The 16,245-nt window shown below is 71.0% G+C and carries 19 protein-coding genes; 7 read left to right on the top strand and 12 right to left on the bottom strand.

Translation table 11 applies throughout. From position 1 onward, the window contains the following. Positions 1–60 precede the first annotated feature (60 nt). Positions 61–444 (top strand): luciferase domain-containing protein, encoded by a 384-nt coding sequence (locus ACZ69Q_RS06680; protein WP_471037417.1) that lies wholly within the window; start codon positions 61–63, stop codon positions 442–444. Positions 445–468: 24 nt separating this feature from the next. On the opposite strand, the gene ppk2 is transcribed toward ACZ69Q_RS06680, so the two are convergent. Together ppk2 and ACZ69Q_RS06670 are read right to left on the bottom strand one after the other, a co-directional pair. Further along, complete coding sequence (gene ppk2, locus ACZ69Q_RS06675; protein ID WP_471037413.1) at positions 469–1,356, bottom strand: polyphosphate kinase 2; 888 nt, start codon at positions 1,354–1,356, stop codon at positions 469–471. Positions 1,357–1,464: 108 nt separating this feature from the next. Then, positions 1,465–1,944: an SRPBCC domain-containing protein gene (locus tag ACZ69Q_RS06670; RefSeq protein ID WP_471037410.1), complete on the bottom strand. Its 480-nt coding sequence runs from the start codon at positions 1,942–1,944 to the stop codon at positions 1,465–1,467. 196 nt (positions 1,945–2,140) lie between these two features. Between ACZ69Q_RS06670 and ACZ69Q_RS06665 the strand changes: the two genes are divergently transcribed. After that, positions 2,141–2,404, top strand: coding sequence for an amidohydrolase family protein (locus ACZ69Q_RS06665; RefSeq protein WP_471037408.1), 264 nt, complete (start codon positions 2,141–2,143; stop codon positions 2,402–2,404). Positions 2,405–2,421: 17 nt separating this feature from the next. Here ACZ69Q_RS06665 and ACZ69Q_RS06660 read toward each other — a convergent pair whose 3' ends face one another. From ACZ69Q_RS06660 to ACZ69Q_RS06650, 3 genes are all read right to left on the bottom strand, one after another. After that, positions 2,422–3,750, bottom strand: coding sequence for an enolase C-terminal domain-like protein (locus tag ACZ69Q_RS06660; RefSeq protein ID WP_471037407.1), 1,329 nt, complete (start codon positions 3,748–3,750; stop codon positions 2,422–2,424). A gap of 37 nt (positions 3,751–3,787) precedes the next feature. Next, positions 3,788–5,125 carry a gluconate:H+ symporter gene (locus ACZ69Q_RS06655; protein WP_471037405.1) on the bottom strand — a complete coding sequence of 446 codons (1,338 nt, stop codon included), beginning with the start codon at positions 5,123–5,125 and terminating at the stop codon, positions 3,788–3,790. Positions 5,126–5,278: 153 nt separating this feature from the next. Then, positions 5,279–5,731: a TIGR03668 family PPOX class F420-dependent oxidoreductase gene (locus ACZ69Q_RS06650; protein ID WP_471037403.1), complete on the bottom strand. Its 453-nt coding sequence runs from the start codon at positions 5,729–5,731 to the stop codon at positions 5,279–5,281. 105 nt (positions 5,732–5,836) lie between these two features. Between ACZ69Q_RS06650 and ACZ69Q_RS06645 the strand changes: the two genes are divergently transcribed. Both ACZ69Q_RS06645 and ACZ69Q_RS06640 read left to right on the top strand, forming a co-directional pair. Then, entirely contained in the window at positions 5,837–6,292 is a 456-nt protein-coding gene (locus ACZ69Q_RS06645; protein WP_471040112.1) for an archease, read from the top strand. Positions 6,293–6,341: 49 nt separating this feature from the next. Then, entirely contained in the window at positions 6,342–7,460 is a 1,119-nt protein-coding gene (locus tag ACZ69Q_RS06640; RefSeq protein WP_471037400.1) for a CapA family protein, read from the top strand. A 3-nt stretch (positions 7,461–7,463) separates the two neighbouring features. Here the strand turns inward: ACZ69Q_RS06640 and ACZ69Q_RS06635 are convergent, their stop codons facing one another. The 3 genes from ACZ69Q_RS06635 to ACZ69Q_RS06625 form a co-directional block, all read right to left on the bottom strand. After that, positions 7,464–8,105, bottom strand: a complete 642-nt coding sequence (locus ACZ69Q_RS06635) for a phosphoribosyltransferase (protein WP_471037397.1) — start codon at positions 8,103–8,105, stop codon at positions 7,464–7,466. 91 nt (positions 8,106–8,196) lie between these two features. Then, positions 8,197–8,529: a hypothetical protein gene (locus ACZ69Q_RS06630; protein ID WP_471037394.1), complete on the bottom strand. Its 333-nt coding sequence runs from the start codon at positions 8,527–8,529 to the stop codon at positions 8,197–8,199. Positions 8,530–8,638: 109 nt separating this feature from the next. Next, positions 8,639–8,878: a hypothetical protein gene (locus tag ACZ69Q_RS06625; protein WP_393504667.1), complete on the bottom strand. Its 240-nt coding sequence runs from the start codon at positions 8,876–8,878 to the stop codon at positions 8,639–8,641. A 259-nt stretch (positions 8,879–9,137) separates the two neighbouring features. Here ACZ69Q_RS06625 and ACZ69Q_RS06620 point away from each other — a divergent pair, with 259 nt between their 5' ends. Further along, positions 9,138–9,791 (top strand): phosphoribosyltransferase, encoded by a 654-nt coding sequence (locus ACZ69Q_RS06620; RefSeq protein WP_471037392.1) that lies wholly within the window; start codon positions 9,138–9,140, stop codon positions 9,789–9,791. 57 nt (positions 9,792–9,848) lie between these two features. Next, positions 9,849–10,421: a GNAT family N-acetyltransferase gene (locus tag ACZ69Q_RS06615; RefSeq protein ID WP_471037389.1), complete on the top strand. Its 573-nt coding sequence runs from the start codon at positions 9,849–9,851 to the stop codon at positions 10,419–10,421. Between the two features lie 19 nt (positions 10,422–10,440). On the opposite strand, the gene ACZ69Q_RS06610 is transcribed toward ACZ69Q_RS06615, so the two are convergent. Next, positions 10,441–11,220 carry an SDR family NAD(P)-dependent oxidoreductase gene (locus ACZ69Q_RS06610; protein WP_471037386.1) on the bottom strand — a complete coding sequence of 260 codons (780 nt, stop codon included), beginning with the start codon at positions 11,218–11,220 and terminating at the stop codon, positions 10,441–10,443. A gap of 130 nt (positions 11,221–11,350) precedes the next feature. Here ACZ69Q_RS06610 and ACZ69Q_RS06605 point away from each other — a divergent pair, with 130 nt between their 5' ends. After that, complete coding sequence (locus ACZ69Q_RS06605) at positions 11,351–11,914, top strand: hemerythrin domain-containing protein (RefSeq protein ID WP_471037383.1); 564 nt, start codon at positions 11,351–11,353, stop codon at positions 11,912–11,914. Between the two features lie 61 nt (positions 11,915–11,975). Here ACZ69Q_RS06605 and ACZ69Q_RS06600 read toward each other — a convergent pair whose 3' ends face one another. From ACZ69Q_RS06600 to katG, 3 genes are all read right to left on the bottom strand, one after another. Beyond that, positions 11,976–12,503, bottom strand: coding sequence for a hypothetical protein (locus ACZ69Q_RS06600; protein ID WP_471037379.1), 528 nt, complete (start codon positions 12,501–12,503; stop codon positions 11,976–11,978). Positions 12,504–12,669: 166 nt separating this feature from the next. Beyond that, entirely contained in the window at positions 12,670–13,776 is a 1,107-nt protein-coding gene (locus ACZ69Q_RS06595; protein ID WP_471037376.1) for an NAD(P)/FAD-dependent oxidoreductase, read from the bottom strand. A 240-nt stretch (positions 13,777–14,016) separates the two neighbouring features. Further along, on the bottom strand, positions 14,017–16,230 hold the full coding sequence (gene katG / locus ACZ69Q_RS06590; RefSeq protein ID WP_471037372.1) for a catalase/peroxidase HPI: 2,214 nt from the start codon (positions 16,228–16,230) through the stop codon (positions 14,017–14,019). Positions 16,231–16,245: the final 15 nt, after the last annotated feature.

Genomic DNA, 16,245 nt, shown 5'->3' with positions numbered 1-16,245 from the left:
CACCGGTTACGAATCGCTCAACCTCTGGTTGCGACGCGGTGATCGGGTGACCATGGGGCTATGACACTGGCCCAACGTGCCATCGAACAACTGCAAGCCTGGCCCGATCTCACTTCGGGCCCGGCCGGTTGCGGCACCGGGCGGGCACTGCGCACCGTCCACAGCGAGATCGTGCACTTCCACTCCGACCGGGATGTGGACCTGCACCTGACCGTGCCGGCCATCCGGCGGTTGCGCGACGACCTTCAGGTCTCCACCGCGATCAGGCTCGTCCCGGGATCGGACTGGGTGACCGTCCACCTGGACTGCGACACGGACGTCGACCTGCTGATGAGCCTGGTCAGCGCCGCGCTCAAGGCCCATCAGCACCGGTCGGCGCCCGCCGGGCAGACGCCGGGAAAGCCCTGCAACTTCCGTCGAGTCACAGTGCTCCCCCGCGGCTAGCGCCTGGGCTGCGGGACCTCAGTCCTAGTGCCCGGTGTCGTCCTCGCCGGCCTCCAGCAGTCCGGCGGCGGCACCGATGATCCGGGGGTCGGGAGTGCCCACGACCTCCTCGTCCTTGTCGGTGTAGTCGAAGCGGGCCAGCACGCTGCGCATGGCCTCGACACGGGCCCGCTTCTTGTCGTTGCTCTTCACCACGGTCCAGGGCGCGTGCTCGGTGTCCGTCTCACGGAACATGGCGACCTTGGCGGCGGTGTAGTCGTCCCAGCGGTCCAGCGAGGCCAGGTCCATGGGGCTGAGCTTCCACTGCCGTACGGGGTCGACCTGGCGGATGGTGAAGCGGGTGCGCTGCTCGCTCTGGGAGACCGAGAACCAGAACTTGACCAGGTCCACGCCGTCGTCCACGAGCATCCGCTCGAAGGCCGGGGCCTGCCGCATGAAGCGCCGGTACTCGTCGTCGGTGCAGAAGTCCATCACTCGCTCGACGCCGGCCCGGTTGTACCAGGACCGGTCGAACAGCACGATCTCGCCGGCCGTCGGCAGATACTCGACGTACCGCTGGAAGTACCACTGCCCGCGTTCACGCTCGGTCGGCTTCTCCAATGCCACCACCCGGGCGCCGCGCGGGTTGAGGTGCTCGGTGAAGCGCTTGATGGTGCCGCCCTTGCCTGCCGCGTCCCGCCCCTCGAACACGATGACGAGCCGGCGGCCGGACTCCTTGATCCAGCTCTGGAGCTTCAGCAGTTCGATCTGCTGGAGCCGCTTGTGCCACTCGTACTCGGGGCGCTCCATGCGCTCCTGGTACGGGTAGTTCTCGCGCCAGGTGTCCACCGGGCTGCCATCCGGCCGGATCAGTACCGGGTCGTCCTGGTCGGTGTAGTCGACGCGCAGCCCTGCCAGCAGTTCGGTGTCCATACTTCCGCATCGAAGCGAGCGCTTTCGTACGGGCGGCGAACCCCAGGCAAAGATCACGTAAGCGCCAGGTCACTTGTAAGTGAGGTCCGACGCGTCGTGAGCGTCGGCTCACACGTGGTGCGGCGGCGGTGCGCTCTCCACGAGCCGGGCCAGGTTGGCGAGGGCCATGCGGGTGCCGGCCTCGTTGTCCGCGGCGGGCACGACGTCGGGGATCCCGTCGTGCACGATCGTGACGTCGGTGCCGCCGCCCGAGGCGTCGGCGAGGGTGGTGGTCATGGTCATCGTGCCGTGCAGGGCGGGATCGTCGGTCTCGAACTCGACCTCCTCGACCACCAGCTCGTCCGCCACAAGCCGCACGAAGGAGCCGTGGTAGGTGTCGGTCCGCTCGTCCGACTTTCCCGTGCCGGTGGGCAGGTCATAGGTGAGCGAGACGCGGAACGTCCCGCCTTCCCGGCCGTCGAACTCGTGCACCCGGGCGGTCATGCCGTCCGGCACCCGCCATCGCGCGACGGCGTCCGCGTCGAGGAGCGCTCGGTAGACGGCCGCACGCGGGGCGTCGACATGCCGGGAGACTCGCGTCGAGTGCATGGGCTCACGATAGTGGCGGGGCAGGCAGCGGCGGTCGGCCACGGCGGAGCCGCGGTCACGCGCCCGCGCCAGGGTGCGCCCAGGACTCCCGGTCATCCATCCCGCGTCAGGGGGCGCCCAGGATTCCGGTCACCCACCCCGCGTCAGCAAATCGCCCTCAGGAGCCCGCTCAGCCGCCCCCGTCAGAGGCTCCCCAGTGGGCCAGTGCCCGCATCGCGGCCGTGGTCCGGGTGAACCCGAGAACGTCTTCACCGACACCAGCGCCTGCACCGTGTGCCGGTATCCGCCGGAGCTGGTGGAGTATCTGCGCGGCCGGGGCCGGCGCAAGGTGCTGTTCGGCTCCAACTACCCGATGATCACGCCGAGTCGGGCGCTGGAGCACCTGGACGGGCTGGGTCTGTACGAGGAGACGCGGGAGCTGTTCCTGCACGGCAACGCCCGCCGCGTCTTCGCCCTGTGACGGCATCCGGAAGTGGTTCAGCGCACGAGGCAGGGCCGCTTCGGGTCGAAGGTCCAGCCCTCGATCAGGTACCGCATGCCGACGGCGTCGTCCCGGCCGGACAGCGCCTTCTCCTCGTGGAGCGCGTGCGCGGCGAGTAGCCGGTCCATGTCCAGGTCGACTCCCAGTCCGGGTGTGTCCGGCACGGCGACCTCGCCGCCGGTGATCCGCGGCGGCTCGACGGTGAGCCGTTCCCGTCCCTCCTGCCAGATCCAGTGGGTGTCCAGGGCGTTGTACTCACCGGGCGCGGCGGCTCCGCAGTGGGCCATCATCGCCAGCGAGATGTCGAAGTGGTTGTTGGAGTGGCAGCCCCAGGTCAGCCCCATCGCGTTGCACAGTTGGGCGACCCGGACCGAGCCCTGCATGGTCCAGAAGTGCGGGTCGGCGAGCGGGATCGACACCGACTGGAGTGCCAGGGCGTGGGTGAGCTGGCGCCAGTCCGTGGCGATCATGTTGGTGGCCGTGGGCAGGCCGGTGGCCCGGCGGAACTCCGCGAGGATCTCCCGGCCGGAGTAGCCGGCCTCCGCCCCGCAGGGGTCCTCGGCGTAGGCGAGGGTGCCCAGGAGCGGGCGGCACAGTTCGACGGCCTCGCTCAGGGACCAGGCGCCGTTGGGGTCGAGGGTGATCCGCGCCTCGGGGAAGCGTTCCTTGAGCGCGGTCACGGCCTTGACCTCCTCCTCGCCGGCCAGGACGCCGCCCTTGAGCTTGAAGTCGCGGAAGCCGTAGTGGTCGTAGGTGGCCTCGGCCTGGCGGACGATCGCCTCGGGGGTCAGCGCCTCCTCGTGCCGGACGCGGTACCACTCGACGTCCGCGTCGGGCGCGCGGACGTAGTCCAGGTCGGTGCGGTCCGGGTCGCCGACGTAGAAGAGGTAGCCGAGGACCCGTACGGAGTCGCGCTGTTTGCCGTCGCCCAGCAGGGCGGCGACCGGGACCTCCAGGTGCTGTCCGAGCAGGTCGAGCAGCGCGGACTCGACGGCGGTGACCGCGTGCACCGTCGTGCGCAGGTCGAAGGTCTGCGCGCCGCGACCGCCCGCGTCACGGTCGGCGAACGTGGCCCCGATCGCCCGCAGGACGTTCTTGTAGTCGCCCACGCGCGCGCCGACGACCAGGGGTTCGGTGTCCCGCAGGGTCCGTGTGATCTTCTCCCCGCCGGGTACCTCGCCGAGGCCGGTGCGGCCCTCGGAGTCCTCCAGAACGACGACGTTGCGGGTGAAGTACGGGGCGTGGGCCCCGGAGAGGTTCAGGAGCATCGAGTCCCGGCCGGCGACCGGATACACGGAGAAGCGGGTGACGACGGGCTGACTCATGGCGGGAGGTGCCGTTCTCGTGAGGGCGGGCGGTGGGTCAGACCTTGAGGGCGTCGAGGACCTGTTCCAGGACCAGTACGCCACCGAGGCCGAGGATCGCGAGGACCGTCGTGTACGTGGTGCGGGCCTTGATGGCGTCCAGGACGGACAGGTTGAAGTACTCCTTGAACATCCAAAAGCCCGGGTCGTTGACGTGGGAGAAGGCGATCGAGCCGCAGGAGACGGCGAGGACCATGACCTCGGGGTGGACGCCGCTGCCCGCGAGCAGGGGCAGCGCCACGCCGGAGGCGGTGACGACGGCGACGGTCGCGGAGCCGAGGGCGACGCGCAGGATGGCCGCGATCAGCCAGGCGAGGATGATCGGGGAGATCGACCAGCCGCCGGTGGCGTCCTTGATGTAGTCGGATATCCCGCCCTCGACGAGGACGTTCTTGAAGGCTCCGCCCGCGCCGATCACGAGCAGGATCATCGCCATCGCCTGGGCGGCCTCCTTGCACGAGGCGCTGACCTCGGCGAGGCTGCGCCCGATGCGCGGCCCGAACGCCCAGATCGCGACGAGCAGGGTGAGCAGCAGGGCGATCGGCGCGGAGCCGATGAACGCCACGAAGTGCATCGGGCCGCCGTCGCCGGCCCCGGCCAGGTCCGCCACGGCCGCCCCGGCGATCAGCACGACGGGCAGCAGGGCGACGGACAGCGAGATGCCCATGCCGGGCATCTCGTCGTCCTCGAAGACCCGTTCGCTGACCAGGCCCTCGGGGATGGCGGGGTTCATGGCCCGCACGAACGGCAGGCGCGGCCACAGCAGGGCGATGAACGCGCCGACCGGGACGGCGATGAACAGGCCGTAGAACAGGGTCAGTCCGACGGAGGCGTGGAAGGTGGCGGCCACCGCGGTGGGGCCCGGGTGGGGCGGCAGGAAGCTGTGCATGGTGGACAGGGCTATCGACATCGGCAGCCCCACCCACAGCAGGTTCGCCCGGGTGACCCGGACGAGGGTGAAGGCGATCGGGACGATGATGACGAACGCGACCTCGTAGAACATCGTCACGCCGATGAGCATGGCGGTCAGCACCATGGCCACCTGCACCCAGCGCGGCCCGCACACGTCGAGGAGCCGGCCGGCTATTCGCTGGGCGGCGCCGGAGTCGCCCAGCACCCGGCCGACCATCGCGCCGAGCCCGATGGTGAGCATCGTGTCGCCGATCTGGCCGCCGATGCCCTCGGCGAGGACGTCGGGGATCTCCTCCAGCGCGATCCCCTGGACCAGGGCGACGCCGACCGCCACCAGGAGCAGGGCCGCGAAGCCGTTCAGTTTGAGTCTGGTCATCAGGACGAGCAGGACCAGGACGCTGATCCCGACCACCACGAGCGGCATATGTCAGTTCTCCTTTGAACGCCGGCCGCTTACGTTCACCCCACTGAATGGGGTCCTCACATGCAGACCTCGTCTACATATGAGGACGGAGATTATGTTCGTGGATGGTCAAGGTCAATGGGTCTGCGGCTGTGGATTACCGAGCCAGTGGAATCACTCGTCGCCCGGCACGGCCCGCCAGCCGCTCCAGTGCAGCACCGTGATCACGATTACGGCCCCGTTCGGGGGCTCCTGCCGGTACTGGGGGTACTTCTGCCGCAGCAGCTCCACGGCGTCGGCGTACTCGGCGCTCGTGGCCTGATCCGCCGCACCGGGCTGCAGGATCCGGGCGCCGCCGTCCGCTCTGACCCACCACAGCCGGTCCCAGTCGGCGTCGTACTCGTCAGCCAGCAGGCAGACAGCCGGGCGCACGGAGATGTTGTGCAGCCGTTTGAGCCCCTTCGACCGCTTCGGCTTGGCGTCCACGGCGGTCACGATCTCGTCGCCGTTGGACGCGAACACGACCGGCACCAGATGCGGCCGGCCCTCGGGGTCGACCGTCGCCAGCCGCGCGACGGGTGCCGCGGCGAACCGCCCGCGTGCTTCGTCCTGCTCCATGTCCGGCATGTCGGCTCCTTCGGCCTCGGCGGTGGCGGTATGCCGTGCCCGTGGTCGGGTATCCCTGTCCGTGTAGCACTCCTCGGGGACGACTCGGTGGATCAGGTGATGCCGATGGTCGGCGACACGGACGACGTCATCCAGGCGCGGCGACGCGGCGAGAGCGGCCATCGGGCCGTGCCGCACGCGGCCGACGTACGGATCGAGGCGTGGGCGGTGAGTCGCGAGCGGTGTCTGGTGGAGGCCGCGCTGGGGATGGTGGAGTGCTTCGCCGACGTCACCACCGTACGACCCACCTCGGTGGAGCGGGTGCGGCTCGCCGAGGACACCGACGAGGGGCTCCTGACGGCGCTCCTCGATGAAGTCGCGGTGCGCCTCGACGAGGACGGCCGGGTACCGGTGGACCTGGAGGCCGACGCCACGGAGGGCGACGTCGACGTACGGATCGCCCTCGCCGATCTGTCCGACGTGGAGGTCACCGGCGCCAGTCTCGAGGACGTCTCCTGGCACGGGCTGCGCATCGGTCCGGATCCGTACGGGTGGTCGTGCAGGTTGACCGTGGACGTATGAGGCGCACCCGGCGCTCGGCACGGGCGCGCAGGGCTCGTACCGTGGAGGCATGAGCGGCGGCACGGTGACGCTGTTCGTCTGTGGCGACGTGATGCTCGGACGCGGCGTCGACCAGATCCTGGCCCGGCCCGGCGATCCGGTGCTGCGGGAGGGATACATCACGGACGCCCGCGCGTACGTGAGCATGGCGGAGTCGGTGAGCGGCCGGATCCCGGTCCCGGTGGACGCGTCGTGGCCGTGGGGCGAGGCCTTGCGGCTGCTGGAGGCGAGCGGTGCGGACGTCCGGATCGTCAACCTGGAGACGTCCGTCACGCGCAGTGACGCGTTCGAGCCCGGCAAGGCGGTCCACTACCGCATGCACCCGGCCAACCTGCCGGCCCTCACGGTGGCCCGGCCCGACGTCTGTGTCCTGGCCAACAACCATGTCCAGGACTTCGGCCGCCCCGGTCTCAAGGAGACGCTCGACGTGCTGCACGGGGCGGGCCTGCACACGGCGGGTGCCGGGCGTGGCGCGGAGGAGGCGTACGCGCCCGTGGCGCTGGGGCTCCCCCATGGCGGCCGCGTGCTCGTCTTCGCCCTGGGCGCCGCCGACAGCGGCATCCCGGCGGGCTGGGCGGCGACCGAGGACCTGCCCGGTGTCGCCTACGTGCCCGAACTGTCGCCGGCCGCGGCCGCCGCGGCGGTACGGCGGATTCGGCAGGTGAAGCGGGCCGGCGACATCGTGGTCGTGTCCGTGCACTGGGGCTCCAACTGGGGCTACCCGGTCCCCCGCGAACAGCGCCGCTTCGCCCACGCCCTGGTGGACGGCGGCGCCGACGTCGTCCACGGCCACTCCTCGCACCACCCGCGAGCCGTCGAGGTCTACCGGGACCGGCTCATCCTGCACGGCTGCGGCGACTTCATCGACGACTACGAGGGCATCCCCGGCTACGAGCAGTACCGCGACGACCTGCGCATCGCCTACTTCGTGACACTGACGTCGGACACGGGCGAACTCGCCGGCCTGCGCATGGAGCCCTTGCTGGCCCGCCGGATGCGTCTGGAGCCGGCGCCGGCCGAGGCCCGCGGCTGGCTGCACACGACCCTCGACCGCATCGGCTACGGCGTCCATGTCACCCTCGGCCCGGACGGCGCGCTCGCCCTCGGCAAGCCCGCCGCCCTGGGGTGAGCCTCAGTCGCCCCGCAACGCCTCCAGCACATCGGCGTCGGTGAGCTGCCGGAAGTCCTCGTACCACTCGCCGACCGCGCTGAACAGGCGCGGCTGGTGCAGACAGACGAAGTCGTCCACCTCCCGGCGCAGTTCCTCGGCCGCCTCCGGAGCACAGACGGGTACGGCGAGGACCAGGCGCTCGGGCGACCGGTTGCGTACGGCGCGCAGCGCGACGCGCGCGGTGGAGCCGGTCGCCACCCCGTCGTCCACCACCACGGCGGTACGGCCGCCCAGCTCCGGAGCCGGGCGGCCCTGCCGATAGCGTTCCTCGCGCCGCCGCAGCTCCTTGCGCTCCCGCTCGACGACCGGTGCGAGGTCGGCCTCGCTCAGCCCCAACTGGAACAGGGTCTGCTCGTCGAAGAGCGGAGGGTCCTCGCCCGCGAGCGCGCCGACGCCGAACTCCTCGTGGAACGGCGCCCCGATCTTGCGTACCACGAGCACGTCCAGCGGGGCCCGAAGAACCCGGGCGATCTCCCGGGCGACCGCGATGCCGCCGCGGGGCAGCGCGAGGACGACCGGCTGCGGAAGGTCCCCCTTGTCCTGCCGGATACGCAGTTGCTCCGCCAGCTCCCGGCCGGCCTCGGCGCGGTCACGGAACTGCATGGGTCTCCCCTTCCGTCCGTCGCCGCGTACCCCGCCCTCCGGTACCGGACACCCCTCCGGGCTCGCCCGCCGGGTCAGGGCCGGACGGCCGTTACTGGATGGTCCAGCCGACGCTGCCGACGCCCGAGCTGTAGATCGCGCAGACGCCGGAGGACTCGCCGTACTGACCCGGTGCCAGCGTCACCCACTGCCCGGAGACGTCCGGGGCCCAGCCGCAGACGACCTCGGCACGGAAGGTGATGGTGCGGTCGGTGTTGTTGTGGCAGCCCGCGATGCCGTGGTCCGGGTTGTTGTTGTGCACCCAGCCGTCGCAGTCGACGGTGCCCGCCGCCTGCGCGGGGGCGGCCAGGCCGCCGAGGGTGAGGGCGAGGGCGGACAGGGTGGTGGTCAGGCCTGCCGTGACGATGCTCTTCCTGCGGTTCATGTGAGTCCCCGTGAAGTCGTGGTCCGTTCGGACTTTCCGACTTCAGTGAAGGCCACGGACTCGTCGCCGGGAACCTCGGACTTACCAGGGTGGGGGCGGCACTCGCCCTTCACCCCTTCGCCTTGTCGGACGGGTCCGGGCTGTTCCAGTCGTACGGCCCGCCGCCGCGCCACTCGATCAGCTCGGGGTCGTCGACGGCCCGGTCCTCGGCGGGCAGGCCCGCGCGGTGCACCAGGTCCATGACGTCGAACAGGCTGTAGGCGGTGCCCGTCGGCTCGTCACGGATCGTCACCTGACGCCCGCCGTCCGGCTCCGGCGGCGACACCACCACGGGGGGACGCGTGCTCATGCCACCACCATGCATTCTGAGTGGCGGGTACGCAGCCCGGCGTACCGGCCACGGTTGAATCGTCATCAATTCGGGTTGTCGGCGTTCGGCGTACCGGCGGGTGTCCATCGCGTGGTCGTCGAACGCCGGACCGTTGAGTCCGACGGCTGTCATGGGCGCACTACCCGGTCGGGTGACGGCCACACTCGGCTTCGGCAGGCGTTTCGCCCAGGTCGCGCCGGGCACTCGGCGGCTGCGCCCAACGTGAGGGAGGACCGCCGTGCCATTTCGCGACCGTACCCACGCCGGACTGGAGCTCGGCCTGCGGCTGGTCGATCGGGCCGGGTCGGGCGACCCGGTCAACGTGCTCGTGCTGGCCCTGCCCCCGGGTGGCGTGCCTGTGGCCTGCGAGGTCGCACGTGCGCTGCGCGCCTCGCTGGATGTACTGGTCGCCGGGGAGATCAGCACGCCGATCCGGCCGCAGACGCCGATCGGAGCGGTCGTCGCCGACGACCCGCCGCTGTACGACCGGCGGAGCCTGGCCATGATGCATCTGTCCGAGGATCGGCTCGGCGACGTCGTCGTACACGAACGCAACGAGCTGCACCGCCTCGAATACCTCTACCGCGGCCGCCGCCCGCCCCCGTCCGTCAACGGCCGCACCGTCGTCCTGGTCGACGACGGCCTGACCACCGGCCTGACCGCCACCGCCGCGCTGCGCTTCCTGCGCCGTCACGGTCCTGCGCGGCTCGTCCTGGCCGTCCCCGTCGGCAGCGCGCGGACCGTCGCCGCCCTGCGCCCCGAGTGCGACGACCTCGTCTGCCTCGAACAGCCGCCGGGCCTGCATGTGGTCGGTGAGTGGTACGACGACTTCGGCTGGGTCTCCGACACACAGGTCACCAAGACGCTGCACGGGTTCCACGCCACGGCTTGACGCGGGTCCGGCCGGCTCCTCTCACCGGTTGGTCGGCGCCCATGACAGGGTGGCGCCATGGCCATAGAAGTCCGCCCGGCATCCGTCTTCGAGGACGTACGTCCGGTCATCGGCCCGAAGTCGCCCACGGCGAGCGTCTGTTGGTGCCTGAGCTACCGCATCCCGTCGAAGCTGAACAACGAGCTGCGCGGACCGGCCCGCGGCGAGTTCGTCGCGGAGCTGTGCCGCGCCGATCCCCCTCCGGGGGTGCTCGCCTACGACGGTGACGAGCCGGTGGGCTGGGCCGCGGTGGCGCCGCGCTCGGCCACGTCCTTCGCCCGCAACCGCAAGATCCCGCACGTCGACGACCTGCCGGTGTGGTCGCTGTGGTGCATTCGCGTCCGCCCCGGCCATCGCAAGCAGGGGATCAGCCACGCCCTGATCACCGGAGCGGTCGAGTTCGCCCGCGAGCGGGGCGCTCCGGCGATCGAGGCGTATCCGCTCGACAACGGCGACGCCCGGGTCGACCTGACGATGGCGTACGCCGGGATCCGCAAGAACTTCGAGCGCGCGGGGTTCGTCCACGTCGCCGACACGACCTCGGTACTGGCCGGCCACCCCCGGATCCTGATGCGGCTCGACCTGCGCTGACGGGTCGGACCTCGCGGGCTCAGTGGACCGAGAATCCGCCGTCGACGAAGATCGACTGTCCTGTGACGTAGGCGGAGGCGCGGCTCGCGAGGAACACGGCCGCGCCTGCGAAGTCCTCCGCGAGGCCGTTGCGCCCGACCATGGTGCGCGCGGCGAGCGCCGCCACCTTGTCCGGGTCGGACGACAGGCGGGTGTTGAGCGGCGTCATGACGAAGCCGGGCACGAGCGTGTTGCAGGTGACGCCGTACGGCGACCAGGCCTCCGCCTGGGAACGGGCCAGCGATTCCAGCGCCCCCTTGGAGACGCCGTAGGCGCCGCTCTGCACGAAGGCCCGGTGCGCCTGCTGGGAGGTGATGTGGATGATCCGCCCGAAGCCCCGCTCGGCCATGCCGGGTCCGAACCGCCGGCCCAGCAGATGGGGCGCGTCGAGGTTCAGGGCCATCGTGGTGTCCCAGACGTCCTCGCCGAGCTCGGCCATCGGGGGCCGCAGGTTGATCCCGGCGCAGTTCACGAGGATGTCGGGCTCCCCGAACGCCTCGACCGCCTCCTCGGCCGCGGCGCGCACGCCGTCGCGGGTGCCCAGGTCCGCGCTCACCCAGGCCGCGCGGCAGCCCTGGGCCTCCAACTCGCCGACGGTCGCGGCCAGCTCCGCCTTTCTGCGGGCCACGACCACGACGCTCGCGCCCGCCCGGGCGAGGGCCTCGGTGATGGCGCGGCCGATGCCGGAGCTGCCACCGGTCACCACGGCGACCCGGCCTTCCAGCGAGAACAGTTCGGAGAGGTATGCCTGCGAGCTCATGCCCGCACCCTAGGACGCATGCTCGCGGCGCCGGCGCTCGGGGCGGCGTCGTGTGAGCCCGTCCGCCGCGGGCACTCGAAGCGCACGGCGTGCCCGTCCGGGCCGCCGACCGAGGCTGGAGGTGGAGAACATGGGTCATGGCGGCAACGTCATCGACGAGCTGATGACCGATCACCGCGAGGTCGAGGAGCTCTTCGGCAGGATCGAAGGGCTCACGCCCGGCAGCAAGGACCGCAAGCTGTACGCCGACCAGGTCACGATCGAGCTGGTACGGCACTCCGTGGCCGAGGAGGCCTACCTGTACCCCGCCGTGCGGCAGCATGTGGCGGGCGGCGACGCCATCGCCGACCGGGAGACCGAGGACCACTCCACGGCCGAGCGGATCATGAAGGACCTGGAGGGGTGCGACGCCGGCGATCCCGAGTTCGACCGGCTGATCGGGATGCTGATGTCGGAGGTCCGCTCGCACATCGCCGACGAGGAGGGGAACCTCTTCCCGCAGCTCCGGGCCGCCTGTCCCCCTCAGGCGCTCGACGACCTGGGCGACAAGGTGCGTCAGGCCAAGAAGGTGGCACCGACCCGACCGCACCCGTCCGCCCCGGACAAGCCGCCGGCCAACAAGTTGCTGGCCCCGGGTGTCGGCCTCGTCGACCGCCTGCGCGACGCGCTGACGGGCCGCGGCAAGAAGGCCTGAGGCACCCTCGGGGCCGTCGCCTCGTGGTGCTCCTGTGCTCCTCCGACAGCGCTGATCCGCCTCAGGCGATCAGCGCCTGCCCCGGGCCGAGGCGCTCGTGAAGTGCCGTGCGGTGCAGGGCCGCCACGGGGGCGAGGAGGTCGGGGTGGCGCAGCAGGGCCGCCGCGCGGCGGTCGTCGGCATCGGGCGACACCAGGCGCCGGAACTCGACCGGGGCGGCGGTGGTCATGCCGCCGTCGGCGACGGCGTCGATCGCGCGCCGGGCGAGGTCGGCGTCGATCAGCAGGCAGCCGGCCCAGCTCGCGACGACCTCGTCCACCCAGGTGCGCCAGGCGAAGTCGTCCGGGTCCTCCTGCGCGGCCGCGTCCGAGCCGGTGATCCAGTCCAGGCCGGCCGAACCGCCGGGGCCGGCCATCCGGACCAGCGCGGCGTCCGTCGGCGTCGGGTAGCGCAGCCATGCCGCGACCGTGACCGCCTGCCGGGCCTGCACCTCGCCCAGGGCGGCGGCCAGGGCACCGCCGCACGCCGGGTAGGAGCGGGTCAGCCACTGGGTGGTCGCCGCGATGATCGGGGAGAGGTCTGCGAGCACTGCCGGACCGTCCGAGACACTGGCGATGGCCGAAAGCCATCAGGGGAAGAGGGATCCCTCAAACGGTAGCCCGGCTGCCCCGGCACGGAACATGCCCACGATCTCCCGAACGACGTGGCCTCCCCCACACCGGACGGACACGCTCAGGCCACCCGGCCGATGGCGCTCACGCCGCGCTGTAGCCGAGCTGGCGCCTCATGTACGGCGTCATCAGGTTCTTCGCCTTGGCAAGGGTCGTGGTACGGCTGCCGAGGACCGCCGTTTCGCCGCCCGGTACCGGCAGGACCGTCACGCCGTCGGCCGGGCCGAACGGGACGATGAGCGGGGTGCGGTGGATCGGCCGGTAGAACCGGGGCTGCTTGCGGTGCTTGCCGGCGCTGTTGAGGTAGGCGCGGATGTTGTGGGCGGCCAGGTCGGCCTGCGCGAGCGCGGCCGGGGTGATCTTGAGGTCCGTGGCGTCGTTGACGTCCCCGACCGCGAAGACGTCCAGCCATCCCCGGAGGCGGAGCGCCTCGTCGACCTTGACGTGACCCGTGCCGTTCAGCCAGTCCCCGTGGCCGGCCAGCCGCAGCCAGAGCGTGTTGGGCGTGGTGCCGGTCGCCCAGAAGGAACGGTCCGCCTCGATGATGTTGCCGCGGGCGTCGCGGTAGGTGCCGAAATCGTTGCCCGGGGACATGAAGGAGTCCAGCCAAACCTCCACGTCATGGGACTCCAGCCAGCTCCGCGCCCTGCGCCCGGCCCGCGTGCCGCCCGTGGAGTGCAGCAGCTCCGGCCCGGAGTGCGCGAGCGTGACCCGGGCATCGGGCCGGGCGAGGCGGATCTCGGCCGCGAGCTCGACACCGGAGGGCCCGCCGCCGACGACCAGGACGTGCTCGGCCGTGGCGATGTGCTGCTGGTGCGTGACGAAGGACTTCACCGCCTCGTCGGTGGTGGTGCCGCTGAAGCGGGCCGGCTCGGGGTAGTCGGCGCCGGTGGCGATCACCAGCACGTCGTACCGGAGCCGCTCGCCCGTCCCGAGGACGACCTGCCGCTCGCCGGTGTCGATACGGACCGCCTTGCCGACGGCCACGCGGCCGTTGCGCAGCAGCCGGTCGTAAGGGATGAACGGGCTGTGCGACCAGTCCGGGCGCACTCCGGCACGCAGGGAGGCGATGCGATGGAAGAAGACCTCTTTGCGGTCCACGAGCGTGACCCGTGCGGTCGTGTCGAGTCGCTTGGCCAGGCGGACGCCGGCATAGCCGCCGCCGATCACCACTACGTCGCCGTCAACCACGCCGAGTCTCCTGTGCTGGTGGGGGGCAGGAGGAGCGAGTGGCGCGACGGGCGCGACGGGTGGGCCGTCGTCGGCCTCTCCCCTGTTTCGGCGAGCCTATCCGCTTGAAACATAAATAATTGATGGGGTGTGGTGTGCGTTCTGTGAAGGGTGCGACGCGTGGGACAGCGCGCACGGGCGCAGAAAAAAGACGTCCAGGCCGACCCGTGCGGGCCGGCCTGGACGTCTTGCGGGGAGTGATCAGACGAGGTCGAACCGGTCCAGGTTCATGACCTTGACCCACGCCGCGACGAAGTCCTTGACGAACTTCTCCTTGGCGTCGTCGCTCGCGTAGACCTCGGCGAGGGCGCGCAGCTCGGAGTTCGAGCCGAAGACGAGGTCGGCACGGGTGCCGGTCCACTTGACCTTGCCCGAGGCGTCAAAACCCTCGAACGTGGTCTGGTCCTCGGAGGTGGACTTCCAGGTCGTGCCCAGGTCGAGCAGGTTGACGAAGTAGTCGTTGGTCAGCTTGCCCGGGGTCTCGGTGAGGACACCGTGCTTGGACCCGTTCTGGTTGGCGCCCAGCACGCGCAGACCGCCGACCAGGACGGTCATCTCGGGGGCGCTCAGCGCGAGCAGGTTGGCGCGGTCCAGCAGCAGGTACTCGGCCGGCAGGCGGTTGCCCTTGCCGAGGTAGTTGCGGAACCCGTCGTACGCCGGCTCCAGCGCCGCGAACGACTCGGCGTCCGTGTGCTCCTCGGTCGCGTCGACACGGCCCGCGGCGAACGGGACCTCGACCGCGACGCCGGCGTCCTTGGCGGCCTTCTCCACGGCGGCGGAGCCACCGAGGACGATCAGGTCGGCCAGGGAGACCTTCTTGGCGCCCGAGTTGAACTCGCCCTGGATGTTCTCCAGGGTGCGCAGGACCTGGGCGAGCTCGTCCGGGTCGTTGACCTCCCAGCCGCGCTGCGGCTCCAGGCGGATGCGGCCGCCGTTGGCGCCGCCGCGCTTGTCGCTGGCGCGGTGCGTGGCGGCGGACGCCCACGCGGCCTTGACGAGCTGCGGGACGGTCAGGCCGGAGTCGAGGATCTTGGCCTTGAGCGCCGTCACGTCGGCGGCGTCGATGGCCTCGCCCTCGGCGGCGGGCAGCGGGTCCTGCCACAGCAGGGTCTCCGCCGGGACCTCCGGGCCGAGGTACAGGGACTTCGGGCCCAGGTCACGGTGGGTCAGCTTGTACCAGGCGCGGGCGAAGGCGTCCGCGAACTCGGCCGGGTTCTCGTGGAAGCGCTTCGAGATCGGACCGTAGATCGGGTCGAAGCGCAGCGACAGGTCGGTGGTGAGCATCGTCGGGAGCTTCTTCTTCGACGCGTCGTGCGCGTCGGGGATGATCTCCTGCGCGTCCTTCGCCACCCACTGGTTGGCGCCGGCCGGGGACTGGGTCAGCTCCCACTCGTAGCCGAAGAGGATGTCGAAGAAGTCGTTGCTCCACTGGGTGGGCTTGGTGGTCCAGGTGACCTCCAGACCACTGGTGATCGCGTCACCTGCCTTGCCGCTGCCGTAGGTCGACTTCCAGCCCAGGCCCTGCTGCTCCATGTCGGCGGCCTCGGGGTCGTTGCCGACCGCGTCGGCCGGGCCGGCGCCGTGGGTCTTGCCGAAGGTGTGGCCACCGGCGATCAGGGCGACGGTCTCCTCGTCGTTCATCGCCATGCGGCGGAACGTCTCGCGGATGTCGCGGGCCGCCGCGATCGGGTCCGGGTTGCCGTTCGGGCCCTCGGGGTTGACGTAGATCAGACCCATCTGGACGGCGCCGAGCGGGTTCTCCAGCTCACGGTCGCCGGTGTAGCGCTGGTCGTCGAGCCAGGTGGTCTCAGGACCCCAGTACACGTCCTCGTCGGCCTCCCAGACGTCGGCACGGCCGCCGCCGAAGCCGAAGGTCTCGAAGCCCATCTGCTCCAGGGCGACGTTGCCGGTGAGGATCATGAGGTCGGCCCAGGAGATGGACTGGCCGTACTTCTTCTTGACCGGCCACAGCAGACGGCGGGCCTTGTCGAGGTTGCCGTTGTCCGGCCAACTGTTCAGCGGCGCGAAGCGCTGCTGGCCGCGGCCGCCACCGCCGCGGCCGTCGCTGATGCGGTAGGTGCCGGCGCTGTGCCACGCCATACGGATCATCAGCGGGCCGTAGTTGCCGAAGTCGGCGGGCCACCAGTCCTGCGAGTCCGTGAGCACCTCGGCGATGTCCTGTTTCACGGCCGCGAGGTCGAGGGCCTCGAACGCCTTCGCGTAGTCGAAGTCCGCACCGAGCGGGTTCGCCACGACGGGGTCCTTGGCGAGGATCTTCAGGTTGAGCCGTTCCGGCCACCACTGACGGTTGCCGCCGCCCTGCGTGGGGTGCGCGGCGCGACCGTGCGCGACGGGGCAGCCACCGGTGCCCTCCGTCTTCGCGTCAGTGACGATCGCATCGGGGTTCTCAGCCATGGGAAACCTTCCGAA

Source organism: Streptomyces sp. NPDC036764, assembly GCF_055609385.1.
The sequence above is the reverse complement of the archived record's forward strand: the minus strand, read 5'-3'. Positions and strand labels throughout refer to the sequence as shown.